A 25,465-nucleotide genomic window follows, 5' to 3' on the forward strand; every position below is an offset into this window, starting at 1 on the left:
AATGCGCATCGGCATCGACGTCGGCGGCACCAATACCGACGCGGTCCTGCTGGACGGCGACACCGTGCTCGCCACGGTCAAATCGCCCACCACCCCGGACGTCACCAGCGGCGTGGTCACGGCCGTCAACGCCGTCCTGGACGGATCCGGCGCCGCACCCGCCTCGATCACCGCCGTCATGATCGGCACCACCCACTTCGTGAACGCGCTGGTGGAGGCCGACCGGCTGGCACCCACCGCGGCCGTCCGCCTCGGCCTGCCCGCCACCGCCGCGCTGCCGCCGATGGCCGACTGGCCCGCCCGGCTCCGCGCCGCCCTCGGCGACGGGCTCGGAGACGCGCCCACGTTCCTCTGCCACGGCGGCCACGAGTACGACGGCCGCGAGATCTCCCCCCTCGACGAGGACGAACTGCGCAGGACCGCCGCCGCGATCACCGCCCGCGGCGTGCGCTCGGTCGCCATCTCGTCGGTGTTCTCACCGGTCAGCGCCGACGCCGAGCTCCGCGCCGCGCAGATCCTCGCCGCCGAGCTCGGCGACGGCGTGCACCTGTCGCTGTCCCACGAGATCGGGCGGGTCGGCCTGCTGCCCCGCGAGAACGCCACCATCGTCAACGCCGCGCTGCGCGACCTCGCCGCCACCATCGTCGAGGCGTTCGGCGGCGCCCTCACCGCCGCCGGGATCACCGCGCCCCTGTTCCTCTCCCAGAACGACGGCACGCTCATGGACGTCGAGCACGCCCGCCGCTACCCCGTCGCCACGTTCGCCTCCGGCCCCACCAACTCGATGCGCGGCGCGGCCTACCTGTCCGGCCTCACCGACTGCGCCGTCATCGACGTCGGCGGCACCACCGCCGACGTCGGCATCCTCACCGGCGGCTTCCCGCGCCAGGCGGCCGGCGAGGCCGAGCTGGCCGGCGTGCGCACCAACTTCCGCATCCCCGACGTACTGTCCCTCGGCATCGGCGGCGGCTCCCTGGCCGACCTCGACGCCCCCTCCGTCGGCCCGCGCAGCGTCGGCTACCGGCTCACCGAGCAGGCGCTGGTCTTCGGCGGCGGCACGCTCACCGCGACCGACCTCGCCGTCGCGGCAGGCCGCGCCGACATCGGCGACCCCGCCCGCGTCGCGCACCTCGACCCCGCCGCCGTCCAGGCCGGGCTGGCGCACATCGCCGAACGCCTCGCCGAGACCGTCGACCGCATGCGCACCTCCGCCGAACCCATCCCCGTCGTCGCGGTCGGCGGCGGCAGCATCCTGGTCGGCGACGGGCTGCCCGGCTTCCCCGACGTCCGCCGCCCCGGCCACTTCGCCGTCGCCAACGCCATCGGCGCCGCCATCGCCCAGGTCGGCGGCGAGGTCGACCGCGTCTACCAGGTCCCCGCCGGCCGCCGCGACGCCGTCCTGGACGACGCCAAGGCCGAAGCCGTACGCGCCGCCGAGGAGGCCGGCGCCCGCCCCGGCACCGTCACCATCACCGACATCGAAGAGGTCCCGCTCGCCTACCTGCCCGGCGGCGCCACCCGCATCCGGGTCAACGCGGTCGGCGACCTGGACCTGCAGCGACTGGAGACCGCCCATGCGTGAGATCCACCCCGCCAACCTGGACGACCTGGCGCGCGGCGCCGGGATCCTCGGCACCGGCGGCGGCGGCGACCCCTACGTCGGCAAGCTGCTGGCCCAGCACGCCATCCGCGAGCACGGCCCGGTGACCGTCGTGGACATCGGCGAGGTGCCCGCCGACGCCACCGTCGTCGCCATCTCCGGCATGGGCGCCCCCACCGTGTCGCTGGAGAAGATCCCCGCCGGGACCGAGGAGGTCACCGCCCTGCGCGCCCTGGAGAAGGTCCTCGGCCGCGAGGCCACCCACCTCGTCCCCATCGAGGTCGGCGGGCTCAACTCGATGACCCCGTTCATCGCCGCCGCCCGCACCGGGCTCCCCGTGGTCGACGGCGACGCCATGGGCCGCGCCTTCCCCGAGGCCCAGATGGTGCTCCCGGGACTCATCGGCGTCACCGTCGCGCCCATGGCCGTCGCCGACGACAAGGGCAACACCCTGGTCCTGGAGACCGTCTCCAACCTGTGGTCCGAACGGCTCGCCCGCACGGCCTGCGTCGAGATGGGCTGCTCGGTCTCCTGCGCCGACACGGTCATGCGCGGCGACCAGCTCGCCGACGGCCTCGTGCCCGCCACCCTGACCCTCGCCGAAGACCTCGGCCGCACGGTCCGCGAGGCCCGCGCCGCGCACGCCGATCCCGTCGCCGCGGCCGCCGGTCTCCTCGGCGGAGTCCGGCTGCTGACCGGCAAGGTCACCGACGTTCGGCGCCGCACCTCCGGCGGCTTCGCCCGGGGGCAGGCCCTCCTCGACGGCCTCGGCGGCGACGGCGGCCGGTCGCTGGAGCTCAGTTTCCAGAACGAGCACCTGCTGGCCCGCCGGGACGGCGAGATCGTGGCGACCACACCCGACCTGATCTGCGTGCTCGACACCGACAGCGGCGAACCGGTCACCACCGAGGGCCTGCGCTACGGCCTGCGCGTCACCGTCCTCGGCGTGCCCTGCGATCCCCGCTGGCTGACGCCCGGGGGCCTGGAACTGGCCGGTCCGCGTTACTTCGGCTACGACACCGACCACGTCCCGCTCAACGGCCGGCGTCTCGGCTTCACCGGCGAGCTCAGCCGTTGAGGAGGCCCGCGACCGTCTTCTCCAGCCGGGCCGCACGCCCGGCGGGCGTCCTGGTCTTCAGCAACGGCAGGATCAGCTGGTAGCGGGCGGTCTTGGTGAGCGCCTCGAACCGGGCGGCGGCCACCGGGCTGGCCGCGAGCGCCGCCTCCAGGTCGGGCGGCACGGTGGCCTCGCTCTGCGCGGCGTAGGCGGCCTCCCACCGGCCGTCCGCCTGCGCGGCGGCCACCTCGGCCATCCCCGCCGGGCGCATGCGCCCGGCGGCGGTCAGGGCCTCCACCTTCTCGACGTTCACCCGCGACCACGGGCTGCCCTTGCGGCGGGGCGAGTACCGCTGCAGGTAGAAGTTCTCGTCGTAGGCCTTGCGCTGGCTGTCGATCCAGCCGTAGCACAGCGCGACGTCCAGCGCCTGACCGATCGAGACGGACTCGGCGTTCCCGCCCTTCTTGGCGATCTTCAGCCAGACGCCCTCACCGGCGGCGTGGTGCTCGGCCAGCCAGGATTCCCACTGGGCCTCGTTCTCGAAGTGCATCATGCGCTCTCTCCTTCTCCTCACTGCCGAAGGTAGAGGTCGTTGAGGAACGTGCGGTTCCTCAACGACCGGAGATACTCCAAACCCGGCGCCTTTACATTGTAATTTGAAAGTTGAATCGAAGGAGGGTGGCGCACGAGGCGCGGCGTTCGGGTCGTTCAGCGGGCGAGCAGGTCGCGCACGGCCTTGTGGGCGGCCTTGCGCATCTCGGCGTGGAGCACCGCGTTGGCGTCGCGGTCGGTGCGGGCCTCCACGATGCGCAGCCCCTCCCCCGCGATCACCTTGGGCAGGTCCGCTGCCGCCTCAAGGCGCCGGTAGGGAATGCCGTGCGCGGCGGCGATGTGCTCCAGGTCGACCCGGTGCGGCGTGCCGAAGACCCGCTCGAACGGGTCACGCAGCCCCGCCTGGGGCAGCAGCGAGAAGATCCCGCCGCCCTGGTTGTTGACCACGACGATCGCCAGGTCGGGCCGGCGGTCGTCCGGGCCGAGGATCAGCCCGTTCTGGTCGTGCAGGAACGCCAGGTCGCCGAGCAGGGCATAGGCCCGGCCGCTGTGCACCAGCGCCGCGCCCATCGCCGTGGAGACCAGCCCGTCGATGCCGCTGGCGCCCCGGTTGGCCATCACGCGGATGCCGCGGCGCGGCCGCATCACCTGGTCGAGGTCGCGGATCGGCATGCTCGCCGCGGCGAACAGCAGCGACCCGCCCGGCAGCCCGGCCACCAGGTCACGGGCCAGCCGCGGCTCGCTGACCTCGGGCATCGCGTCGAGCACCGCGTCCACCGCCGCCGCGGCGGTCAGGTCGGCGCTGCGCCACGACTTCAGCCACGCGTCGTCGCCGGACACCACCGGGATCTCCACGTCCTGCGCCACCTGGGTGGCCGAGCGGACGGGGTCGGGCCAGCGCGTCAGGTCCGGCGACAGCACCACGTGCTCCTCCGCGCGGCGCAGCAGCGACAGCAGCGGACGGGACAGGCCCGGCTTGCCGAGCGTCACGACGACCTCGGGACGGTGCCGTTCGACGAACTCCGGCACCCCCAGCAGGAAGTGGTGGGACGACAGGGCGTGGTCGCCGTAGCGGGCGTTGCCGTTGGGCTCGGCCAGCACGGGCCAGCCCGCCATCGAGGCGGCGGCGACGTAGCGCTTGACGTTGGTCGCGCCGTCGCCGACGACGAGGACGCCGCGGCGGGTCGGCGGCACGTGCAGCACCGACCCGGGGGTGGCCGCGCGCACCTTGGTCCAGGCCCCGGTCGCGTCCCCGTCGAGGGGTTCGCACCAGGTGGCGTCGCCGTCGGGGATCAGCGGCTCGCGGAACGCCGCGTTCAGATGGACCGGGCCCGGGTCGGGCGCCAGCGCCAGCCCCCACGCCCGGCTGATCAGCGAACGCCAGTAGGCGACCATACCGGGCCGGTTCTCGGGCACGCCGATCTCGCAGCTCCACCGGGCCGCGGTGCCGTAGAGCTTGACCTGGTCGATGGTCTGGTTGGCGCCGGTGTCGCGCAGCTCGGGCGGCCGGTCGGCGGTCAGCACGATCAGCGGCACATGCGACTCGTGCGCCTCGATGACGGCCGGATGGAAGTTGGCCGCGGCGGTGCCCGAGGTGCAGACGAGCGCGACCGGGCGGCCGGACCGCTTGGCCATGCCGAGCGCCAGGAACGAGGCGGAGCGCTCGTCGACGCGCACGTGCAGCCGGACCCGGCCGGCCTGGACCGCCTCGTACAGCGCCAGCGCCAGCGGCGCCGACCGCGAGCCGGGCGCCAGCACCGCCTCGGTCATCCCGCAGCGCAGCAGCTCGTCGACCAGCACGGTCGCCAGGGCGGTGGCCGGGTTCATCGCGCGACTCCGATCACCGGTGGTGCGTCCATCAGGGCCTGGGCGTCGGCGACCCGGCGCCGCCAGCCGGCCTGCAGTTCCTCGTCGGCGGGCTCGAACCGGCGCAGGGCGTCCTCGACCACGTCGGGGCGGCGTACGGGGATCACGCCGTCCTCGGCGACCAGCGGGTCGCCGACGACGTCGCCCTCCAGCAGCGACAGGGTCGCCAGGCCGCACGCGTAGGGCAGCTCCGGCAGCGCCGCGGCCAGCGCCAGCCCGGCGGCGAGCCCGACCGAGGTCTCCACCGCGCTCGACACCACCACCGGCAGCCCGCACGCCTCCGCGATCTTGAGGGCGGCACGGACCCCGCCGAGCGGCTGCACCTTGAGCACGGCGATGTCGGCGGCCTCGGCGGCCCGCACCTTGAAGGGGTCCTCGGCGCGCCGGATCGATTCGTCGGCGGCGACCGGCACGTCCACCAGCCGCCGCACCCGCGCCAGCTCGTCCAGCGTCGCGCAGGGCTGCTCCACGTACTCCAGCCCGAACCGGTCCAGCGTCCGGATCATGCGCACGGCCCGGTCGACGTCCCAGGCGCCGTTGACGTCCACGCGGACCTTGCCGCCGGGGCCGATCGCGTCGCGGACGGCCTCGACCCGGGCCACGTCGTCGGCGTCGTCCTGCCCGCGCTCGGCGACCTTCACCTTGGCGGTGCGGCAGCCCGACGCCCGCGTCATCTCGGCGGCCGTCCCGGGCCCGACCGCCGGGATCGTCACGTTGACCGGGACGGTCTCGCGGAGCGGCGCGGGCCAGCCGTCGTAGGCGGCCTCACGCGCCGCCGACAGCCAGCGGGCGCACTCGGCCGGGCCGTACTCGGCGAAGGGTGAGAACTCGCCCCAGCCGGCGGGGCCGTGGATCAGCACGCCCTCCCGTTGCGTGATGCCGCGGAACCGCGTCCGCATCGGGATGGAGTAGACCCTCACCCGCTGACCCCCTGCCGTTCAACTGAGGTTTTTAGTAGTACCACGGGAAACGCGACCAATCGGGGTCGCGCTTCTCAAGGAAGGAGTCGCGTCCCTCGGCGGCCTCGTCGGTGCCGTAGGCCAGCCGCGTCGCCTCCCCCGCGAACACCTGCTGGCCCACCAGACCGTCGTCCACGAGGTTGAAGGCGAACTTGAGCATCCGCTGCGCCGTCGGGCTCTTGCCGTTGATCTTGGCGCCCCACTCCAGCGCGGTGCGCTCCAGCTCCGCGTGCGGCGCGACCGCGTTGACCATGCCCATCCGGTGCGCGGCCTCGGCGTCGTAGGTGTCGCCCAGGAAGAAGATCTCCCGGGCGAACTTCTGCCCCACCTGCCGGGCCAGGTAGGCCGACCCGAACCCGCCGTCGAAGCTGGCCACGTCGGCGTCGGTCTGCTTGAAGCGGGCGTGCTCGCGGCTGGCCAGCGTCAGGTCGCACACCACGTGCAGGCTGTGGCCGCCGCCCGCGGCCCAGCCGGGCACGACGCAGATGACGACCTTGCCCATGGTCCTGATCAGCCGCTGCACCTCCAGGATGTGCAGGCGCCCGGCCCGGGCGGGGTCGATGCTGTCGGCGGTCTCGCCCTCGGCGTACTTGTAGCCGTCCTTGCCGCGGATGCGCTGGTCGCCGCCCGAGCAGAACGCCCAGCCGCCGTCCCTGGGCGACGGCCCGTTCCCGGTGAGCAGCACGCAGCCGACGTCGCTGGACATCCGCGCGTGGTCCATGGCCCGGTAGAGCTCGTCGACCGTGTGCGGCCGGAAGGCGTTGCGCACCTCGGGCCGGTTGAACGCGATGCGGACCGTTCCCTGGCCGATCGCCCGGTGGTAGGTGATGTCGGTGAAGCCGAACCCCTCGACTTCCTTCCACGCGCCGCTGTCGAACAGCTCCGAGACCATGTGCCCCTCTTCCGTGTCGCTGGCAGGCCCCCATTCAACTGCACGCGTATTCGAACGCGTTCAGCGGGTCGATTAGGCTGATCGCATCATGGACCGCCGCCTGCACGCCGTCGTTCTGCCGCCGGGGCCGCGCCTGTACGCGGCGCTGGCCGCGGCGCTGGACGGCTCGGGCCCGGCGATCTGCCCGATCTCGCCGGACCTGCCCGGCGCGGCGCTCCAGGACCTGCTGAACGCCCTGGCCCCGCACGCGGTCGAGACCGCGGACGGTCTCCGGCCGTACCGGCCGCGCAGCGCCTGCGTGCCGATCGCGGGCGTCCCGGCGGCACCGGAGACGGCCGTGCTGATCGCGACGTCCGGCTCCACCGGCGTTCCCAAGATCGTCGAGTTGTCCGCCGGCGCGCTGCGCGCCTCGGCGTCCGCCACGTTCACCCGGATCGGCGCCGAGCCCGGCGACCGCTGGCTGTGCTGCCTGCCGACCAGTCACATCGCCGGTGTGCAGGTCCTCGTGCGGTCGCTCGCCGCCGGGACCGAGCCGGTGATCCAGCCGCGTTTCGACGTGACGGCGGTGGCGGGCGCCGATGTGGCGCATCTCTCGCTGGTCCCCACGCAGCTGCGCCGTCTGCTGGCCGCGGGCACGGACCTGTCGAAGTTCCGTTCGGTCCTGCTCGGCGGCGCCGCCGCTCCCCCGGACCTGCTCGACGCCGCCCGGGAACGCGGCGCCCGGATCTTCACCACCTACGGCATGAGCGAGACCTCGGGCGGCTGCGTGTACGACGGCGTACCGCTGGACGGCGTCCGCGCGGACATCGGCGGCGACGGCCGCATCCGGCTCGCCGGGCCGGTGCTGTTCAGCGGATACCGGCTGCGTCCGGGGCTCACCGAGTCCGCCTGGGACGGCGACTGGTTCGTCACGCAGGATCTCGGCGTGCTGGACGACGGGCGGCTGCGCGTCCGCGGCCGCGCCGACGACGTGATCGTCACGGGCGGGGAGAAGGTCGTCGCGGGCGAGGTCGCCGCCGCCCTGTCCCGCCATCCGAACGTGGCGGACGTGGTGGTCGTCGGCCGCCCCGACCCCGAGTGGGGGCACCGGGTCACCGCCGTGGTCGTGCCCGCCGGGCGGCCGCCCGTTCTCGACGAGCTGCGCGGCTGGGTCCGTGAGACCATGCCCGCCTGCGCCGCGCCGCGCGAGCTGCGGGTGGTCACCGAGATTCCCCTCCTGCCGTCCGGCAAGCCTGACCTGGAGACTCTCCGGCGCCCCGCTCCCCGGTGACCGCCGCCCGCCATGGCAGGCTTGGACGAGGGGTGTCATGGCCGAGGAGCAGCAGGAGAGCACGCTGACGGTGCTGCTGGCGTTCGGCGCCAATCTGGGCATCGCCATCGCCAAGATCGTCGCGGCGGTGGTCACCGGTTCGGCGTCCATGGCGGCGGAGGCGGCGCACTCGATCGCCGACACCTTCAACGAGGTGCTGCTGATCGTGGGGCTGCGCCGCAGCGGCCGGCCGGCGGACCGGCGCCATCCGCTCGGCTACGGCAAGGAGCGCTACATCTGGACGCTCCTCGTCGCTGTGGCGATCTTCGGGATGGGCGCGCTGTTCGCCTTCTACCAGGGCGTCGAGACGCTCCTGGGGCATCGGGGCGAGGAGGCCGACCCGCTCGCCGGCTACATCGTGCTGGCGGTCTCGTTCGCCCTGGAGGCCGTCTCCTGGCAGCAGGCCCTGCGGCAGGTCCGCCGGGACGCCCGGGAGGAGGGCCTGTCCATGCTCGCCTACATCCGGCGCACCGACGAGCCCACGTCGATCAGCGTGCTGCTGGAGGACTCCGCCGCCCTGCTCGGGCTGATCTTCGCGTTCGCCGGTCTCGGCCTGCACCAGCTCACCGGCTCGGCCGTCTGGGACGGGCTCGGCTCGATCATGATCGGTGTGCTGCTGACGGCGGTCGCGCTGGTCCTCGGGCGCATCAACCTCAACCTGCTCATCGGCAACCAGGCCGACCCGCGCCTGGTCCACGGCGTGCGGGACCTGCTCGGCGCCGCCCCGGAGGTGGAGTGGGTCGTCGACATCGTGACCATGACGGTCGGCGCCGACCGGGTCCTGGTCTGCGCCCGGCTCGACTTCCGCGACGCGCTGACCTCCGGTGACGTCGAACGGGCGTGCGTGCGGATGTCGCACGAGCTGCGGGCGGCCCACGAGGAGATCGACGAGGTCTTCATCGAGCCGGTCCCCCGTGACGACCCCGAGCTCCGCGACCGGGTGATCGCCCGCTACGGCCGGCGAACCTGAGAATCCTTCAGAACCGGTACGGGCCCGCCCCGGCTGGGGTTTTCGTCCGCTCCGGGCCCGGGCCGGGGGTTTCGGACAGGGCCAGCGGGAACAAGAAGGCGTCTGTGCAGCGTTCCGATAAGTGCGCGCATTTGTAGCGAACACGCCTCCGCGTCGCACCCACACAGTGAAGGGAGAGGGGTGCCCCCATGCCGCGAACCGCTGTAGAGACCCCGCTCACGGAGTTGACGAGCCCCGCGCTCGCCGGGCTCCTGGAGCGTGGCCGCACCCAAGGGCGCCTCTCGCTCGGCGAAGTACGCGAGGCCTTCGAGGCCGCCGGTATCAGCCCCGCCCAGGGCCGCTCGATCCTGCGCGGGCTCTCCGAGGCCGGCATCAGCCTGGCCAGCGAGGCCGAGTCCGCCGGGAAGAAGACCCCCGCCACCAAGACCAGGACCCGCAAGCCGGCCAAGGCGGCCGGTGCCGCCGAGGGCGACGCCGAGGCTCCGGCCGACGCGGACGTGACGAAGGTCACCAAGGCCCCCGCCAAGAAGCGGGTCAGCGCCAAGAAGGCCGCGAGCGGCGTCAAGTCCGCCGCCGCGTCGGCCGTGCAGGCCGTCGACGACCGCGAGCCCGCCGCCGCGGAGCTCGACGACGCCGAGGCCGAGGCCACCGCCGACGAGACCTTCGAGGTCACCGAGGTCGAGGCCGCGCCGGTCGCCGATCTGGACGACCAGTCGACCACCATGGGCGACTCGGTGCACACCTACCTCAAGGCGATCGGGCGGCGCCAGCTGCTCACCGCCGAGCAGGAGGTCGATCTGGCCAAGCGCATCGAGGCCGGACTGTACGCCGAGCACCTGCTGGAGACGACTGAGAAGCTCAGCCGCCAGCGGCGCCTGGACCTGGAGTGGGTGGCCGCCGACGGCAACCGCGCCAAGTCCCACATGCTGGAGGCCAACCTGCGCCTGGTGGTCTCGGTCGCCAAGAAGTACTCCGACCGCGGGCTGTCGCTGCTGGACGTCGTCCAGGAGGGCAACCTCGGGCTGATCCGCGCGGTCGAGAAGTTCGACTACTCCAAGGGCTACAAGTTCTCCACCTACGCCATGTGGTGGATCCGCCAGGCCATCCAGCGCGGCTTCGCCGACTCGGCCCGCACGATCCGCCTGCCCGTCCACGTCCTGGAGATGCTCAGCAAGCTGAGCCGTATCGAGCGGGACATGCACCAGCGGCTGGGCCGTGAGCCCACGCCGGAGGAGCTGGCGGTGGAGCTCGACAAGAGCCCCGAGCAGGTGCGCGAGCTCCTGCGCACGAGCCGGCAGCCGATCAGCCTGGACTCCACGATCGGCGAGGACGGTGAGACGCGCATCGGCGACCTCATCGAGGACACCGACAGCCCCGAGGCCTCCGATCTGGTCGACCGCCAGCTCATGGCCGAGCAGCTGCGCCGCACCCTCGACATCCTCAACCCGCGCGAGGCCAAGATCATGGCGATGCGGTTCGGGCTGTACGACGGGACGCCGCGGACGCTCGACGAGATCGGCAAGGCCCTCGGCCTGACCCGCGAGCGGATCCGGCAGCTGGAGAAGGAGTCGCTGTCCAAGCTGCGGCACCCCAGCAACGCCCAGCCCCTGCTGGACTTCGCGGTCTGACGTTCGCAAGCGCGCACACGAGCCCCGCCCGGCCTCCACGGCCCGGCGGGGCTCGTCGTTTTCCCGTCTCGTCAGGCCCGTCTCGTCAGGCGCCTCTCGTCAGCCGTCCCTCGTCAGTCGCCCCGGCGGAACTCCCAGATGGCCACGCCCATCAAAGCCAGCCCCATGGCGACGACGAGGAGGAGTTCCAGCCAGACCGGGACGACCCAGCCGTTCCACGTGACGCCGGGATTGAAGGTCCGCTGCAGCTCCTGCGACACGTCCAGGTGGGCGAAGACGGCCTGGCGCAGCGGGTCGACCGCGTACGTCAGCGGGTTGAGCCGGGTGAGCACGCTCAGCCAGGTGGGCAGGCCGCTCAGCGGGTAGAGGGCGCCCGACAGGAACATCATCGGCATCATCGCCATCTGCATGAGGGCGAAGAACGACTGCATCGTCTTGATCCGCGCGGCCATCACCACGCCGAAGCCGGTCAGCGCGAAGGCGCCCAGGAACATCATCCCGACCAGCTGGAGAAGCAGCAGCGGATCGTACGGCACGCCCGCCAGCCCGGCCAGCAGCACGATCACCACGCCCTGCAGGGTCGCCACCGTCGCGCCGCCGACGCACTTGCCGACGACGATCGCGGCCCGGCTGACCGGCGCGACCAGCATCTCGCGCAGGAAGCCGAACTCGCGGTCCCACACGATGGACCCGGCCGAGAACATCGCGGTGAACATCACCGACATCGCGCAGACGCCCGGGAAGATGAACGTCCTGAGGTCGACCTCGCCGGCCGGTCCGCCGGCGGCCATGAGGCTGGACAGGCCGGTGCCCATCACCAGCAGCCACAGCACCGGCTGGATCAGGCCCGCGACCAGGCGCATCTTGTCGTGCCAGAACCGGAGCAGCTCCCGATGCAGAACGATCTTCACCGCGCGCAGATCGTGCCGAGCGCTGCGCTCGGGCACCACGACCCGGACGATGCCGCCGCCCGCCTCCGCCGTGGCCGGAGTCCCCACGGTCATCTCCTTCCCCGCGCCATCACGCGCATCCAGTCGTTCACCGATCCCTCGGCGTCGCGGATCGTGCTGCCGGTGAACGACATGAACACATCGTCCAGCGACGGCCGCGACACGCTCACCGACCTGATCGGCAGTCCCAGCTCGGCGAACAGCCGCGGCACGAACGACTCCCCCGACGCCACCGCGAAGGTCACCGCGCCCTCGGCCACCTTGGCCGCCAGGCCGAAGCGGTCCCGCAACGCCGCGATCGCCGCCGCGTCGTCGTCGGTCTGGATCTGCACCCGGTCCTTGCCCACCCCCGCCTTGAGCGCCTCGGGGGTGTCCAGCGCCACGATGGCGCCCTGGTCGATGATCGCGATCCGGTCGCAGTACTCCGCCTCGTCCATGTAATGGGTCGTCATGAAGATCGTGATCTCTTCAGCGTCCTTGAGGCGGCGGATGTAGTCCCAGATCGAGGAGCGCGTCTGCGGGTCGAGGCCGACCGTCGGCTCGTCCAGGAACAGCACCCGGGGCGAGTGCAGCAGGCCCCGGGCGATCTCCAGCCGCCGCTTCATCCCGCCGGAGTAGGTCTCCACGCGGTCGCCGCGCCGGTCCCACAGCGCGACCATCTCCAGCACCTGACGCATCCGGTCCGGTACCAGCGAGCGAGGCACCCCGTAGAGCTCGGCGTGGAAGCGCAGGTTCTGCTCGCCGGTCAGATATCCGTCCAGTGTCGGGTCCTGGAAGACCAGCCCGATGTTGCGCCGCACGTCGTCGCGTTCGGTGACGACGTCGTGGCCGCCGACCCGCGCGGTGCCGGACGTGGGCCGCAGCAGGGTGCAGAGCATGTTGATGGTGGTCGACTTGCCGGCGCCGTTGGGCCCGAGGAAGCCGAAGATCTCACCCTGCTCCACCCGGAGCTCGATGCCCCGTACCGCCTCCACCTCGCCGAAGCGCTTGACCAGCCCGTCGACCACGACGGCGGGTTCCCCGTTCGCCATGTCCCTCCCGCAGAAAACTTGGCGATGCCAACGATAGGAATATCCTAAGTTTCGGGTCAAGAGACGATACGACCGCGAGGAGTAGGAGACGTGACGAATTCCGACGGCGCCGAGACGCCACCGGATCCGTTGCTCCGGGTGCCCACGTACCTGATGTTCGAGCTCATCAGGCTCGCCCGCCGCCGCTCGGCCGAGCTCTACCCGCAGGAGCCGCTGCGGCTGCCGCACACGCTCGCGCTGGCCTGGCTGGCGGGCCGCGGGCCGATGTCGCAGCGCGAGCTCAGCGAGCGCCTCAGCGTCGACCAGGGCGATCTGGTCTCCGTGATCGACCTGCTGGAACGGCAGGGCTACGTCGAACGGCACCGCGACACCCGCGACCGGCGCCGCTACGCGCTGCACCTGACCGACTCCGGCCGCCGCGCGCTCCACGACCGCCGTGTCCGGGGGGAACGGGTGAACGAGCTGCTGCTCGATCCCCTGGACCCGGGCGAACGCGAGCACTTCCAGGCCCTCATGCTCAAGATCCTCGCCCACCACGATCCCCGCTTCGCCGGCACCCGGAGCCCGGACCCGCGCGATCCGCACACCCGCGATCCGGACGCGCCGAGCCCGCGCGAAATACCATCCATGCCACACCGATGACTTCCCGGTGCGCGGCAGGTCAAGACCGTGTCCGCATTCGTTCCGAGGACGGGATGGCACCCCCATGGGCAAGATCGTTTCTAACTTCTTCATCTCGCTGGACGGCGTCGTCGAATCGCCCGACCAGTGGCACTTCCCCTACTTCAACGACGAGATGGGCGCCGCGGTCGGCGCCGGCATGGAGACCTCCACGGCGTTCCTGATGGGCCGCAGGCTCTACGACGAGTGGGCGGACTACTGGCCGCGGCAGAGCGCCGACGAGCCGTTCGCCTCGTTCATCAACGACCACCCGAAGTACGTGGTGTCCAGCTCCCTCGACAAGGCCACCTGGAACAACACCACCATCATCTCGGGTGACGTCGCCGCCCGGCTCCGCGAGCTCAAGGAGCGGAACGAGGGCGCCATCACCATGTCCGGCAGCGCCACCCTCGTCCGCTGGCTGCTCGCCAACGGGCTGCTCGACGAGCTGCACCTGCTGGTCCACCCGATCGCCGTCGGCCACGGCCGGCGGCTCTTCGAGGACACGCCCACGCACCGGCTGCGCCTGCTCAGCAACAAGGTCTTCCAGACCGGCGTCCTGCACTCGGTCTACGCGCCCGCCGAGCCCGAGACGGCCGAGACCGGGACGGCCGAGACCGGGACGGCCTAGGACAGCCGCGCGGCGGGCACCACGCCACCGAGCCGCTGACGGGCCTCTTCGAACCGGCGCAGCACCAGCCGCGCCACCGCGTCGTGGGCCCCGATCGGCGCGCTGACGGCATCGGCGCCCGCCGCCTCGATGCGGCGATGGAACAACCCGGGCGCGAGCAGGTACGAGGCCACCAGCACCCGGCCCGCCCCGGCGCGGCGGCGCCGCTCCACCACTTCGGCCAGTACCGGGCCCTCCGCCGCGACGAAACCGTACGGCACGGGCCGGCCCAGCCGCCGCGACAGCATCCGCGCCGCCGCCCGCACGTCGGCGACGCCCGCCGGGTCGGACGACCCGGCCGCGCCCAGCACGACCGCGTCGGTGCGCCGCAGCGGCTCCCCGCCGGCCAGGCCCGCCGCCAACCGGTCGATCATGGCGGTGGTGAGCATGCCGTCCGGCCCGAGCGGACGCGACGTCACCAGGCCCGGGTGCAGCCGCTCGGCCCGCCCCGGGATGTCGATCAGCGCGTGGTAGCCCCGGGCGAGCAGCAGCGGCACCGCGACCACCGGCCCGTCGAGGCCGCGCACCGCGGTCTCCAGCGACGGCTCGGCGATCTCCGCGTACGCCTCGGCGACCCGCAGCCACGGCCGCAGCGCCCGTACCCGGTCGAGCAGCGCCCGTACCGTGGCGGGGCCCGCCGGATCGCGGGTCCCGTGCGCCACGGCCAGCAACGTCGGTTGTAGGTCCATCAGGTCAGCCACTCATCTCCGCTCGGACGGGGTCGATCAGGCGCGGGTCGCAGGCGAGCCGGTAACCGCGCTTCACGACGGTCTCGACGATCCCGGACCGGCCCAGCCCTCGCCGCAGCCGCGCCACCGCCATCTCCACCGCGTGCTCGTCGGCCTGGGGCCGCCCGTCGCGGCCCCACGGCGTCCCGCCCACCATCAGCCGGCTGGGCAGCACCCCGCACAGCTCGGCGCGCGACACCACGTGCCCCGGACGCCGCGCCAGCGCCCGCAGGATCGCCATCGGGGCCGGCGCGATCGGCTTCAGCTGCCCGTCGAGCACCACGGCGTGGCCGCGCAGCTCCAGCGACAGCCCGCGCACCTCAAGCCGGCGCGCCCGCCGCTGCGGCAGGTCGGAGACCAGCGCCCGCACCAGCGCCCCGATCCGGGCACGCTCGGGCTGCACGGTCGGAACGCCCTTCTCGGTCAGCCGCTGCGCCGTCACCGGCCCCACGCAGGCCGCCACCACGTGCGTCCGCAACGCCTCCAGCAGCGGCTCCTCCAGGCCGTCCTCGGCGGCGACCGCGAGCGTCGCGGCGACCGCCGGGGAACTGGTGAACGTGATCGCGTCCACCGTCCCCGTCACCGCCTGCCCGACCAGCCGCCGCAGCGGGGTGGGGTCGTCGGTGCGCGACCACCGGTACACCGGGATCTCGATCACCTCCGCCCCGGCCGCCCGCAACGCGCCGGTGAACTCGGGAAGCTGCTCGCCGTACAGCTGCACGGCGATCCGCGTGCCGTTCAGGTCCTTCTCCAGCAGGTGCTTGAGCACCTCGGCGCAGCTCTCCGACTCCGGCGACCACGCCTCCTGGAGCCCGGCCGAACGGATCGCGCCGCGCGCCTTGGGCCCGCGCGCCAGCAGGTCCACCCGTGACAGCCGTTCGATGAGCGCGTCGCGCAGGCCCCAGCCGTCGGCGGTCTCCAGCCAGGCCCGGAAGCCGATCCCGGTCGTGACGACCACATGGTCGAGGGGGCGTTCGATGCAGTCCCCGGTGGCGTGCAGCAGGTCGGCGTCGTCCGACAGCGGGATGAGCCGGATCGCCGGCGCGTGCACGACCCGGGCCCCGCGCCGCTCCAGCAGGGTGGCCAGCTCCTCGTGCCGGCGGTCGGCGGTCACGCCGACCGCGAAGCCGGCCAGCGGCTCATTCCCGGTGCTCATCGGACCCTCGTTGCTCGTCGGACCCTCGGTGTTCATCGATGCCCCGGTGTTCATAGGCGACTGCCACCTCCACACGGTCACCCGCCGCACGGCGGATCGGGAAGGTGGGCAGCGCCACCTCCGGGTCGGCCAGGCAGACGCCGGTCCGCAGGTCGAAGACGTCCTTGAACATCGGGGACGCGACGGTCGGAGCGCCGCCGCGGCTGCCGAGGATGCCGCGGGAGATCACGTAGGCGTTGCTGAACGGGTCGAAGTTCGACACCGCGAACAGCTCGCCCTCGAACGTCCGGAAGATCGCCACCTGGACGCCGTCGACCATCGCGCAGACACCGCGTTCGGGGATCAGGTCGCGGTAGGAGCAGACGTCCGCCCAGCGGCCGGCGGCGGGCGGCGCGGCGGCGGGGGGCACGGCGGTTCTGCTGATCGTCAGGTCGGGTGTCGTGGTCATCGGGCGGCCACCTCCAGGCGTGGACCGGTCACCAGGACCGGCTTGATCTGATCGCGTTCGTGCTCGAAGACGATGCTCGGGTCGGGCGTGCCGGGGGCGTTGACGAACGAGACGAAGCGGCTCAGCTTGTCGGGGTCCTCGATGGCGGCGCGCCACTCGTCGGCGTAGGCGCCGACGTGCCGGTCCATCGCCGCGTCCAGCTCGGCGCAGATGCCCAGGCGGTCCTCGATGACCACCTCGCGCAGGTAGTCGAGCCCGCCCTCCAGGCCCTCCAGCCAGCTCGCGGTGCGCTGCAGCCGGTCGGCGGTGCGGATGTAGAACATCAGGAACCGGTCGATGTAGCGGACGAGGGTCTCGTCGTCCAGATCGGTCGCGAACAGGTCGGCGTGCCGGGGCCGCATACCGCCGTTCCCCGCCACGTACAGGTTCCAGCCCTTCTCGGTGGCGATGACGCCGAAGTCCTTGCTCTGCGCCTCGGCGCATTCCCGGGCGCACCCCGACACGGCCGACTTGAGCTTGTGGGGGGCGCGCAGACCGCGGTAGCGCAGCTCCAGCAGGATCGCCATCGCCACCGAGTCCTGCACCCCGTAGCGGCACCAGGTCGAGCCGACGCACGACTTCACCGTGCGCAGGGCCTTGCCGTAGGCGTGGCCCGACTCGAACCCGGCGTCCACCAGCCGCTTCCAGATCAGCGGCAGCTGCTCGACACGGGCGCCGAACAGATCGATCCGCTGCCCGCCGGTGATCTTGGTGTAGAGGCCGAAGTCGCGTGCGACCTCGCCGATGACGATCAGCTTGTCCGGCGTGATCTCACCGCCGGGGATGCGCGGCACGACCGAGTAGGTGCCGTTCTTCTGCATGTTGGCCAGGAAGTGGTCGTTGGTGTCCTGCAGCGCGGCCTGCTCGCCTTCGAGGATGTGGCCGTTGCCGAGACTCGCCAGGATCGAGGCCACCACCGGCTTGCAGATGTCGCAGCCCCGCCCGCCCCGGCCGTGCTCGCCGATGAGCCGCGTGAACGTGGTGATCCCGCGGACCCGCACGATGTCGAACAGCTCGGCGCGGCTGTAGTCGAAGTGCTCGCACAGCGCCCGGCTGACCTCGATGCCGGCCGCCGTCAGCTCGGCGTCGAGGATCTTCTTCACCAGCGGCACGCAGCTGCCGCAGCTCGTTCCGGCGCGCGTGCAGCCCTTGACCCCGCCGACGTCGGTGAGGCCCTCGTCCCGGATGGCGCAGCGGATGTGCTCGGCGTCGACGTTGTTGCAGCTGCAGATGACGGTGGCGCCGGGCAGCTCGCCCCCCGCCGCCTCGGTGCCGCCGAACAGCGCCTGCTCGGGGGTGCCGGGCAGCTTCGCGCCGATGTACGCCCGCAGCGTCGGGTAGGACTCGGCGTCACCGACCAGGACGCCGCCCAGCAGCGTCCGCGCGTCGTCGCTGACCACGAGCCTCTTGTAGATCCCCGCCACCGGGTCGGTGTAGGTGACGTCCAGCGCGCCCTGGTCCGGCCCGGCGAACGGGTCGCCGAAGCTGGCGACGTCCACGCCCATCAGCTTCAGCTTCGTCGACAGGTCGGCGCCGGTGAAGCACGCGGGGCTCGTGTCGCCCGCGACGGCGGCCAGGAGCTGGTCGGCGACCACCTCGGCCATGCTGAAGCAGGGCGCGACCAGCCCGTACACCTGGCCGCCGACCAGCGCGCACTCCCCCACCGCGTAGATGGCGGGGTCCGCGGTGCGGCAGGCCTCGTCCACCACGATCCCGCCGCGTTCGCCCACGGGCAGGCCGCAGCCGCGGGCCAGCTCGTCGCGCGGCCGGATGCCGGCCGAGAAGACCACGACCCCGGCGTCGATGGCCGAGCCGTCCGCGAGCGCGACCCGCGCCACGGCGCCGTCGGCGCCGGCCTCCAGGCCCGCCATCGGCGTGCCCGCGTGCACCTTCATGTCGAGGTTCTCGATGTGGCGGCGCAACATCGCGCCGCCGCCCTCGTCGAGCTGCCGCGGCATCAGCCACGGCGCGACCTCGACCACGTGCGTGTCGACACCGAGGCCCTGCATGGCGCGGGCGGCTTCGAGGCCGAGGAGCCCTCCGCCGACGACGACGCCACCTGCCCCGGGGCTTGACGTTGTAAGGTTGACGCAGTGTGACCGGAGCGCCTCCAGGTCGTCGATCGTGCGGTAGACGAAGACGCCCGGCAGGTCCTTGCCCTCCACGGGCGGCACGAACGGCGCCGAGCCCGTCGCCAGCACCAGCGCGTCGTAGCCGAGCTCCCGGCCCTGCCGGGTCCGGACCGTCCGCGCGTCCCGGTCGATGGCCACCACCGGGTCGCCGGTCAGCAGCTCCACGTCCGCGTCGTGCGCCGGATAGGCCAGCTCCGCGTCCTCCGTCAGGTAGGAGGTCAGCGCCACCCGGTCGTAGGCGGGCCTGATCTCCTCACCGACCACCGTGACCCGCCAGACGCCCGCGGTGTCGCGCTCACGCAGTGCCTCCACCAGCCGGTGCCCGGTCGGGCCGTGCCCGACGACGACCAACCTCATCCGCTCGTCTCCTCCATCGCCCATGCGCCGATCCTCAGCAGGAGCGGTTTCGCGGCTGCGTCCCCTTTGTCACCGGCGTGTTAAAAGACGCTCACGGTGAAATCGAATCGTGGTCATCCCCCAATCACGGACCCGGATATTTCGCGAGTTCTTTCGCAAAGCACAAACCCCGCCGCTCTCGCGACGGGGTTCGGTGGACGTAACTGCGGAACTGACTCCGGGGCTCACCCGACGGGCGCCGACTCCTGCTCGTCCAGCCAGGCCACTATGCCCTCCAGAGCGTCACGGCATCCGCCGCAGCCGGTGCTAGCCCGCGTCTCGGCGGCGACTTCTATCGCCGAACGCGCACCTTTCTCCCAGCACGCACGTATTTGCCCCTTGGAAACGTTGTTGCAGTGACAGACCGTCGCCGCGTCCGGCATGCGCACCGGCGAATCGGCGGCCTGCGCGCCGCCCGTCCCCGGGAAGAACAGGCTGAGCCGGTCGGCGGGCAGCGGCGCCGCCCGGTCGTACAACTGGGTGAGCGTGCCCGCCGTGCTCGTCTCGCCGAGCAGGATCGCCCCGATCACCCGGTCGTTCCTGATCACGACCTTCTTGTACGTGCCGCGGCTGGCGTCGGCGAACTGCATGATCTCGACGTCGGGGTCGTCGTCGCCGTGATGGGTCTCCCCCATCGCCGCCAGCTCCACGCTGGCGGCCTTGAGCCGGGTGATCTGCCGCGCGCCGGTGAACCGCGCCCCGGCGTCCGCGCCGGTGAGCACGTCGGCCAGCACCGTCGCCTGTTCCCACGCCGGCGCGACCAGTCCGTAGACCACGTCGCCGTACTGCGAGCACTCCCCGATCGCCCGGACGGCCGGATCGGTCACCGAGGTCAGCGTCTCGTCCACCACGACACCGCGGTCGATCTCCAGCCCGGCGGCGCGGGCGAGGCCGACCTCGGGCTTGACCCCGCACGCCATGACCACCAGGTCGCCCTCCACCACGTCGCCGGAGGCCAGCTCGACCCCTGTGACCCGCGTGCCGCCGGCGGCCGTGCCGGCGCCAGGCGCGCCGGCGCGGGCGCCCATGCGCAGCCCGGTCACGTTGGCGTCCAGGAGAGCGCGGATACCCAGGCGGCCAAGGGTCCGCGCCAGCACCTTGCCGGCCCCGGGGTCGAGCTGGCGTTCCATGAGGTGACCGGCGAGATGGACCACCGTCACCTCCAGTCCGCGCCCGGCGAGCCCGCGGGCGGCCTCGATGCCCAGCAGGCCGCCGCCGACCACCACCGCCGTCCGGGCGGACGCCGCGGCGTCGAGGATCGCGCTGCAGTCGTCCAGGGTGCGGAAGGCGACCGCGCCCGGCGGCAGCCCGTCCTCCGTCCCCGGGATCGGCGGCACGAACGACGTGCTGCCCGTGGCGATGACGAGCGTCTCGTACGGGGTGACGCTGCCGTCGGAGGCGTGCACCCGCCTGGCGGCGCGGTCGATGCGGACGACCTCGACGCCGAGCCGCGCGTCGACGTCGTTGCGCCCGTACCAGGCGGGGTCCACCAGGCCGATCTGGTCCGGTCCCGCCACCCCGGCGAGCACGTTCGACAGCAGGACGCGGTTGTAGGGCTGCTGGCGTTCGGCACCGAACACCGTCAGCGGCGTCTCCCGGTCCCGGGCCCGCACCTCGGTGACGAACCGCGATCCGGCCATCCCGTTGCCGATGACGACGATGCTCACAGCTTCGCTCCGTTCGATGTTCCAGTGACGGCGGTCTCAGTGGCGTCGGGCGGTCCGGCCGGTTCGAGCCGTACGGCGCACACCTTGAACTCCGGCATGCGCGACAGGGGGTCGAGTGCCGGGTTGGTGAGCAGGTTCGCCCGTTGCCCGCCCGCCCAGTGGAAGGGGATGAACACCGTGTCGGACCTGATGGCGTCGGTGAGCCGCGCCCGGACGGTCGCCGTGCCCCGCCGGCTGGCCACCCGGACCCCGGCCCCCTCGTCGATGCCCAGCCGTTCGGCCAGGTCGGGGTGCAGCTCCACGAAAGCCTCGGGGGCGGCCTCGACGAGCGGCCGTACCCGCCGGGTCTGCGCGCCGCTCTGGTACTGCGCGAGGACGCGGCCCGTGGTGAGGTAGACCGGGTACTCCTCGTCCACGTCCTCGGCCGGGCCGTGGTGCTCGACCGGGGTGAACCGCGCCCGCCCGTCGGGGGTGGCGAACCGGTCCAGGAACGGCCGGGGCGTCCCGGGATGGTCCTCGCCGGGGCAGGGCCAGAACACGCCGCCCTCCGCCTCGATCCGCTCGTAGGTGATGCCGGAGTAGTCGGCCAGGCCGCCCGCGCTCGCCGCGCGCAGCTCGTCGAACACCTCGGCGGGCTCGCAGCTCCACTTGCCGGGCGCGTCCAGCCGGTCGGCGAGCGCGGCGATGATCTCCAGATCGGTCCGGACCCCGGCGGGCGGCCGCACGGCCCGGCGGCGGCGCAGCACCCGGCCCTCCAGGTTGGTCATCGTGCCCGACTCCTCGGCCCACTGCGCGCTGGGCAGCACGATGTCGGCGCGAAGTGCCGTCTCCGACAGCACGAAGTCCGCGACGACCAGCAACTCCAGTGCGTCGAGCCGTTCCTCCACGGCGGAGGCGCGCGGCGCCGACACCACCGGGTTGGAGCCGAACACCAGCATCGCCTTCGGCCCGCCGGCGGTGCCGAGCGCCGACAGCAGCTCGTACGCCGAACGCCCCGGGCCCGGCAGGCTTTCGGGGTCCACACCCCAGACCCCGGCGACGTGCTCGCGCGCCGCCGGGTCGTCGATCTTGCGGTAGCCGGGCAGCTGGTCGGCCTTCTGGCCGTGCTCACGGCCACCCTGGCCGTTGCCCTGCCCGGTGAGGCACCCGTAACCGGCGCCCTCGCGGCCGGGCAGGCCGAGCGCCAGCGCCAGGTTGATGAACGCGGTCACCATGTCGGTGCCCCGGGCGTGCTGTTCGGCGCCGCGTGCGGTGAGGATGAGGGATCGCCCGCCCCTGGCCAGCAGCCGCACCGCCTCCCGCATGTGCGGCACCGGTACCCCGGTGATGCGCTCCACGCGGTCGGGCCAGTAGCCGTTGACCACCGTCCGCACGGCCTCGAAACCGTTCGTGCGGGCCGCGACGTACTCCTCGTCCACCAGCCCTTCAGCGAGGGCCAGATGCAGCAGCCCGTTGGCCAGCGCCAGGTCGGTGCCGGGCGTCGGCTGCAGGTGCAGGCCCGCCTGGCGGGCCGTGGCGGTACGGCGCGGATCGACCACGATCAGCGCGCCGCCGCGGTCCTGCATCTCGGTCAGGTGGCGCATGAACGGCGGCATGGTCTCGGCGACGTTGCCGCCCACGACCAGGATCGTGTCGGCCCGGCCCAGGTCGGTGATCGGGCCCGGCAGTCCGCGGTCCATGCCGAACGCCCGGTTGGTGGCCGCGGCGGCCGACGACATGCAGAACCGGCCGTTGTAGTCGATCTGAGAGGTGCCCAGCGCGATCCGGGCGAACTTGCCGAGCTGGTAAGCCTTCTCGTTGGTCAGACCCCCGCCGCCGAAGACCGCGATGGCGTCGTCGCCGTGCGCCGCCCGCAGCCGCCCGGTCTCGGCGGCGATCCGGTCGAGGGCCTCGTCCCAGCCGCACGGCTCCAGCGGCGCGCCGCGCCGCGCGCGCATCAGCGGGGCGGTCAGCCGGTCCGGGACCGTCAGCATCTCCGCCGAGGTCCAGCCCTTCTGGCAGAGGCCCCCTCGATTGGCCGGCACGTCCTCGCGCGGCGTGACCCGGACGGGGCTGCCGCCCAGGGTCATGCCGCACTGCAAGGCGCAGTAGGGACAGTGCGTCGGGGTCTCGGTCATGCCCTGAGACTGTTCGGGAGGCATTTCACGGTTGCGTCCCTCTTGTGACCCGGATGTTAAATGCCGCTCACGCGGTTCCGTTCTCCAAGGTCAGACCGGTACGGTCAGCGGCACCGCGCAGGCGATCACGTGTCGAGCGTTGTCGGCCGCCACCAGGGCCCATTCGGCGCCGCCCGGCCGCATCCCGAACGGATTGGCGGTGCCTCTCCGATCTCGCTTGCGGAAGCGGTCCCGGTGCCCGGACGGGGCCTCGCGGTCCTGGCCGGGGCGCCTAACCTCGGACTATGCCCGACCTTGCTTACTATGCCTCACTCCCCCGCACCCGCGGAGCCGCCGCGGCCCTCCTGCTCGACGACCTCGGGCGGGTCCTGCTGGTGAAGCCCACCTACAAGGAGGGATGGTTCCTGCCCGGCGGGGTCATCGAGGAGGGCGAATCGCCGCTGACCGCGTGCGTGCGGGAGTGCCGGGAGGAGCTCGGGTTCGTTCCCCGCCTGGACGGGCTGGTCTGCGTGGACTGGGGCTCGCCCCGCGGCGGCATCGACGCGGTCAACGTCTTCGTGTTCGCCGGGATCGTCACGGCCGAGCAGGCCGCCGCCATCCGGCTGCCGGCCGACGAGCTCTCCGACCACGTCCTCGTGGCCGTCGAGAAGGTCCCCGAGCTCGCCCCGCCGCACATCGCCCGCCGCATGGAGCCGAGCCTGCGCGGCCTGGCCGAACGCCGGGCGGTGTATCTGGAGGACGGCCGCGAACCCTCGTTCGTCACCCTGGGTGACCGGGAGGGATAGAACCCGGCCCGGGATGGGTAGATCGCGTACCGAACGTGACGGGTGAGAGGAACGGGGGACCGTCGATGGCAGCCTGTGAGGTCTGCGGCAACGAGTACGCGATGAGCTTCGAGGTGCACGCGCAGGGCGCGGTGCACACCTTCGACTCGTTCGAGTGCGCGATCAGCCGGATGGCGCCGATCTGCGAGCACTGCGAGTGCCGGATCGTCGGCCACGGGGTGGAGGTCGACCAGCACTGGTACTGCTGCGCGCACTGCGCCCGCACCGCCGACCCGCGCCGGGCCGAGGCGCTCGTGGATCACGTGTGACCGGGCGCTGACCTGGAGGCCCGGCCCGCGGGCCTCACATCTCGTGTCGGACGCGGTGCAGCGGAGTTATCACTGCCGCATTACGTGAAACACACCGGCGAAACTCGCGACTCCTAGCGTCGGCCACGCCAAAGCGACCGACGAGGAGTCCCGATGACCGTCACGACCGATGTCACACGGAAAGGCCGCGGGCGGCCACTGGCCAGTATCAAGGGTCACTGGATCGACGACTGGCGGCCGGAGGACCCTGACTTCTGGGCGAACGGCGGCGCCAAGGTCGCCCGCCGCAACCTGATCTTCTCGATCTTCTCCGAGCACATCGGGTTCTCGGTGTGGACGTTGTGGTCGGTGCTGGTGTTGTTCCTGGGCCCGGCCTACGGCATCGACCCGGCCGGCAAGTTCACGCTCACCGCCGTTCCGGCGCTGTTCGGCGCCGTGCTGCGGATTCCCTACACGTTCGCCGTCGCCAAGTTCGGCGGGCGCAACTGGACGATCTTCAGCGCCGGGCTGCTGCTGGTGCCCTCGGTGCTGGCGGCGTTCCTCATCGAGCCGGGCGTGTCGTACTCGACGCTGGTGATCCTGGCCGCGATCGCCGGCGTCGGAGGCGGCAACTTCGCCTCGTCGATGGCCAACATCAACGCCTTCTACCCGCAGCGCCTCAAAGGCTGGGCGCTCGGCATCAACGCGGGCGGCGGCAACATCGGCGTCGCCGCGGTGCAGCTGGTGGGGCTGCTCGTGCTGGCCACCGCGGGCAGGGACCACCCGGGCCTGGTGGCCGGGATCTACATCCCGCTCATCGTGCTGGCCGTCCTCGGCTCGGCGCTCTACATGGACAACCTGGCGCACGCCCGCAACGACAAGCGCGGGATGCGCGACGTGAGCAGGGACCCGCACACCTGGGTCGTCTCGGTGCTCTACATCGGCTCCTTCGGCTCGTTCATCGGCTTCGGCTTCGCGTTCGGCCAGGTGCTGCAGGTGCAGTTCAAGGCCGACTTCCCGACGCCGATCGACGCCGCCTACCTGACGTTCCTCGGGCCGCTGCTCGGCTCGCTGATCCGGCCCTTCGGCGGCGCGCTGGCCGACAAGCTGGGCGGCGCCAAGGTGACGTTCTGGAACTTCGTCGCGATGGCCATCGCCGCGTCCGTGGTGCTGGTGGCCTCGCAGCAGAAGTCGCTGGCGCTGTTCCTCACCGGCTTCATCCTGCTGTTCGTCTTCAGCGGCCTCGGCAACGGCTCGACCTACAAGATGATCCCGGCGATCTTCCGGGCGAAGGCGGAGCTGGGCGTCGCCAACGGCGGCGACCCGGCCGCCGCCGAGGTCGAGTCCCGCAGGCTCGCGGCCGCCCTGATCGGGATCGCGGGCGCGGTCGGCGCGTTCGGAGGCGTGCTGGTCAACGTCGCCTTCCGGCAGTCGTTCCTCACCTACGGGACCGGCGACGGCGCCTACATCGCCTTCATCGCCTTCTACGCCCTGTGCTTCGCACTGACCTACCTGGTCTACATCCGCACGCACGCCAGGAAGCTGGCCGGAGTCTGATCCGGCCCG

General features: G+C 72.5%; 22 protein-coding genes. 10 read left to right on the forward strand and 12 right to left on the reverse strand.

Translation table 11 applies throughout. The features are described 5' to 3' along the window. The first annotated feature begins 1 nt into the window (after position 1). Together ABD333_RS14370 and ABD333_RS14375 are read left to right on the forward strand one after the other, a co-directional pair. Positions 2 to 1,582 carry a hydantoinase/oxoprolinase N-terminal domain-containing protein gene (locus tag ABD333_RS14370; protein WP_344541182.1) on the forward strand — a complete coding sequence of 527 codons (1,581 nt, stop codon included), beginning with the start codon at positions 2 to 4 and terminating at the stop codon, positions 1,580 to 1,582. Next, the gene (locus tag ABD333_RS14375) at positions 1,575 to 2,678 is read left to right on the forward strand and encodes an S-methyl thiohydantoin desulfurase family protein (protein ID WP_344541183.1); all 1,104 of its coding nucleotides are present in this window, start codon (positions 1,575 to 1,577) and stop codon (positions 2,676 to 2,678) included. Before ABD333_RS14370 ends, ABD333_RS14375 begins: the two co-directional genes overlap by 8 nt. On the opposite strand, the gene ABD333_RS14380 is transcribed toward ABD333_RS14375, so the two are convergent. The 4 genes from ABD333_RS14380 to ABD333_RS14395 form a co-directional block, all read right to left on the reverse strand. Then, complete coding sequence (locus tag ABD333_RS14380; protein ID WP_344541184.1) at positions 2,668 to 3,210, reverse strand: YdeI/OmpD-associated family protein; 543 nt, start codon at positions 3,208 to 3,210, stop codon at positions 2,668 to 2,670. The two genes, ABD333_RS14375 and ABD333_RS14380, sit on opposite strands and share 11 nt — an antisense overlap. Before the next feature lie 155 nt (positions 3,211 to 3,365). Further along, positions 3,366 to 5,036: a 2-succinyl-5-enolpyruvyl-6-hydroxy-3-cyclohexene-1-carboxylic-acid synthase gene (menD, locus tag ABD333_RS14385; RefSeq protein ID WP_344541185.1), complete on the reverse strand. Its 1,671-nt coding sequence runs from the start codon at positions 5,034 to 5,036 to the stop codon at positions 3,366 to 3,368. After that, positions 5,033 to 5,995 (reverse strand): o-succinylbenzoate synthase, encoded by a 963-nt coding sequence (locus ABD333_RS14390; protein WP_344541187.1) that lies wholly within the window; start codon positions 5,993 to 5,995, stop codon positions 5,033 to 5,035. The genes menD and ABD333_RS14390 overlap by 4 nt, the downstream gene beginning before the upstream one ends. Positions 5,996 to 6,026: 31 nt before the next feature. Beyond that, positions 6,027 to 6,926, reverse strand: a complete 900-nt coding sequence (locus tag ABD333_RS14395) for a 1,4-dihydroxy-2-naphthoyl-CoA synthase (protein ID WP_344541189.1) — start codon at positions 6,924 to 6,926, stop codon at positions 6,027 to 6,029. Between the two features lie 88 nt (positions 6,927 to 7,014). Between ABD333_RS14395 and ABD333_RS14400 the strand changes: the two genes are divergently transcribed. The 3 genes from ABD333_RS14400 to ABD333_RS14410 all read left to right on the forward strand — a co-directional run bounded on the left by ABD333_RS14400 (position 7,015) and on the right by ABD333_RS14410 (position 10,833). After that, complete coding sequence (locus ABD333_RS14400) at positions 7,015 to 8,196, forward strand: AMP-binding protein (protein ID WP_344541191.1); 1,182 nt, start codon at positions 7,015 to 7,017, stop codon at positions 8,194 to 8,196. 37 nt (positions 8,197 to 8,233) lie between these two features. Then, positions 8,234 to 9,205, forward strand: a complete 972-nt coding sequence (locus ABD333_RS14405; RefSeq protein WP_344541193.1) for a cation diffusion facilitator family transporter — start codon at positions 8,234 to 8,236, stop codon at positions 9,203 to 9,205. A 188-nt stretch (positions 9,206 to 9,393) separates the two neighbouring features. Continuing rightward, positions 9,394 to 10,833 (forward strand): RNA polymerase sigma factor, encoded by a 1,440-nt coding sequence (locus tag ABD333_RS14410; RefSeq protein WP_344541195.1) that lies wholly within the window; start codon positions 9,394 to 9,396, stop codon positions 10,831 to 10,833. 113 nt (positions 10,834 to 10,946) lie between these two features. Here the strand turns inward: ABD333_RS14410 and ABD333_RS14415 are convergent, their stop codons facing one another. Continuing rightward, on the reverse strand, positions 10,947 to 11,831 hold the full coding sequence (locus ABD333_RS14415) for an ABC transporter permease (protein WP_344541197.1): 885 nt from the start codon (positions 11,829 to 11,831) through the stop codon (positions 10,947 to 10,949). Positions 11,832 to 11,833: 2 nt separating this feature from the next. Further along, on the reverse strand, positions 11,834 to 12,814 hold the full coding sequence (locus tag ABD333_RS14420; RefSeq protein ID WP_344541199.1) for an ATP-binding cassette domain-containing protein: 981 nt from the start codon (positions 12,812 to 12,814) through the stop codon (positions 11,834 to 11,836). A gap of 90 nt (positions 12,815 to 12,904) precedes the next feature. Between ABD333_RS14420 and ABD333_RS14425 the strand changes: the two genes are divergently transcribed. Then, positions 12,905 to 13,456, forward strand: a complete 552-nt coding sequence (locus ABD333_RS14425) for a MarR family winged helix-turn-helix transcriptional regulator (protein ID WP_344541201.1) — start codon at positions 12,905 to 12,907, stop codon at positions 13,454 to 13,456. Positions 13,457 to 13,520: 64 nt separating this feature from the next. Further along, positions 13,521 to 14,105: a dihydrofolate reductase family protein gene (locus ABD333_RS14430; RefSeq protein WP_344541203.1), complete on the forward strand. Its 585-nt coding sequence runs from the start codon at positions 13,521 to 13,523 to the stop codon at positions 14,103 to 14,105. On the opposite strand, the gene ABD333_RS14435 is transcribed toward ABD333_RS14430, so the two are convergent. From ABD333_RS14435 to ABD333_RS14460, 6 genes are all read right to left on the reverse strand, one after another. Then, positions 14,102 to 14,845: a sirohydrochlorin chelatase gene (locus ABD333_RS14435; protein WP_344541205.1), complete on the reverse strand. Its 744-nt coding sequence runs from the start codon at positions 14,843 to 14,845 to the stop codon at positions 14,102 to 14,104. The two genes, ABD333_RS14430 and ABD333_RS14435, sit on opposite strands and share 4 nt — an antisense overlap. Continuing rightward, positions 14,838 to 16,028, reverse strand: a complete 1,191-nt coding sequence (locus ABD333_RS14440) for a uroporphyrinogen-III synthase (protein WP_344541207.1) — start codon at positions 16,026 to 16,028, stop codon at positions 14,838 to 14,840. Before ABD333_RS14440 ends, ABD333_RS14435 begins: the two co-directional genes overlap by 8 nt. Next, positions 16,012 to 16,476: a nitrite reductase small subunit NirD gene (gene nirD / locus ABD333_RS14445; RefSeq protein ID WP_344541209.1), complete on the reverse strand. Its 465-nt coding sequence runs from the start codon at positions 16,474 to 16,476 to the stop codon at positions 16,012 to 16,014. The genes ABD333_RS14440 and nirD overlap by 17 nt, the downstream gene beginning before the upstream one ends. Beyond that, positions 16,473 to 19,028 (reverse strand): nitrite reductase large subunit NirB, encoded by a 2,556-nt coding sequence (gene nirB / locus ABD333_RS14450; protein WP_344541211.1) that lies wholly within the window; start codon positions 19,026 to 19,028, stop codon positions 16,473 to 16,475. Before nirB ends, nirD begins: the two co-directional genes overlap by 4 nt. 200 nt (positions 19,029 to 19,228) lie before the next feature. Then, a complete protein-coding gene (locus ABD333_RS14455) occupies positions 19,229 to 20,710 on the reverse strand; it encodes an FAD-dependent oxidoreductase (protein WP_344541213.1) in 1,482 nt (493 codons plus the stop codon). Then, on the reverse strand, positions 20,707 to 22,827 hold the full coding sequence (locus ABD333_RS14460; protein ID WP_344541215.1) for a molybdopterin oxidoreductase family protein: 2,121 nt from the start codon (positions 22,825 to 22,827) through the stop codon (positions 20,707 to 20,709). The genes ABD333_RS14455 and ABD333_RS14460 overlap by 4 nt, the downstream gene beginning before the upstream one ends. Positions 22,828 to 23,111: 284 nt before the next feature. Here ABD333_RS14460 and ABD333_RS14465 point away from each other — a divergent pair, with 284 nt between their 5' ends. The 3 genes from ABD333_RS14465 (at position 23,112) to ABD333_RS14475 (ending at position 25,456) form a co-directional block, all read left to right on the forward strand. Then, a complete protein-coding gene (locus tag ABD333_RS14465; protein ID WP_344541217.1) occupies positions 23,112 to 23,612 on the forward strand; it encodes an NUDIX domain-containing protein in 501 nt (166 codons plus the stop codon). 65 nt (positions 23,613 to 23,677) lie between these two features. Continuing rightward, positions 23,678 to 23,920, forward strand: coding sequence for a hypothetical protein (locus ABD333_RS14470; protein WP_344541219.1), 243 nt, complete (start codon positions 23,678 to 23,680; stop codon positions 23,918 to 23,920). A gap of 153 nt (positions 23,921 to 24,073) precedes the next feature. Next, positions 24,074 to 25,456, forward strand: a complete 1,383-nt coding sequence (locus tag ABD333_RS14475) for a nitrate/nitrite transporter (RefSeq protein WP_344541221.1) — start codon at positions 24,074 to 24,076, stop codon at positions 25,454 to 25,456. Positions 25,457 to 25,465: the final 9 nt, after the last annotated feature.

Origin of the sequence: Actinomadura fulvescens, from assembly GCF_039533225.1 — a bacterium.
GTDB lineage: Bacteria > Actinomycetota > Actinomycetes > Streptosporangiales > Streptosporangiaceae > Spirillospora > Spirillospora fulvescens.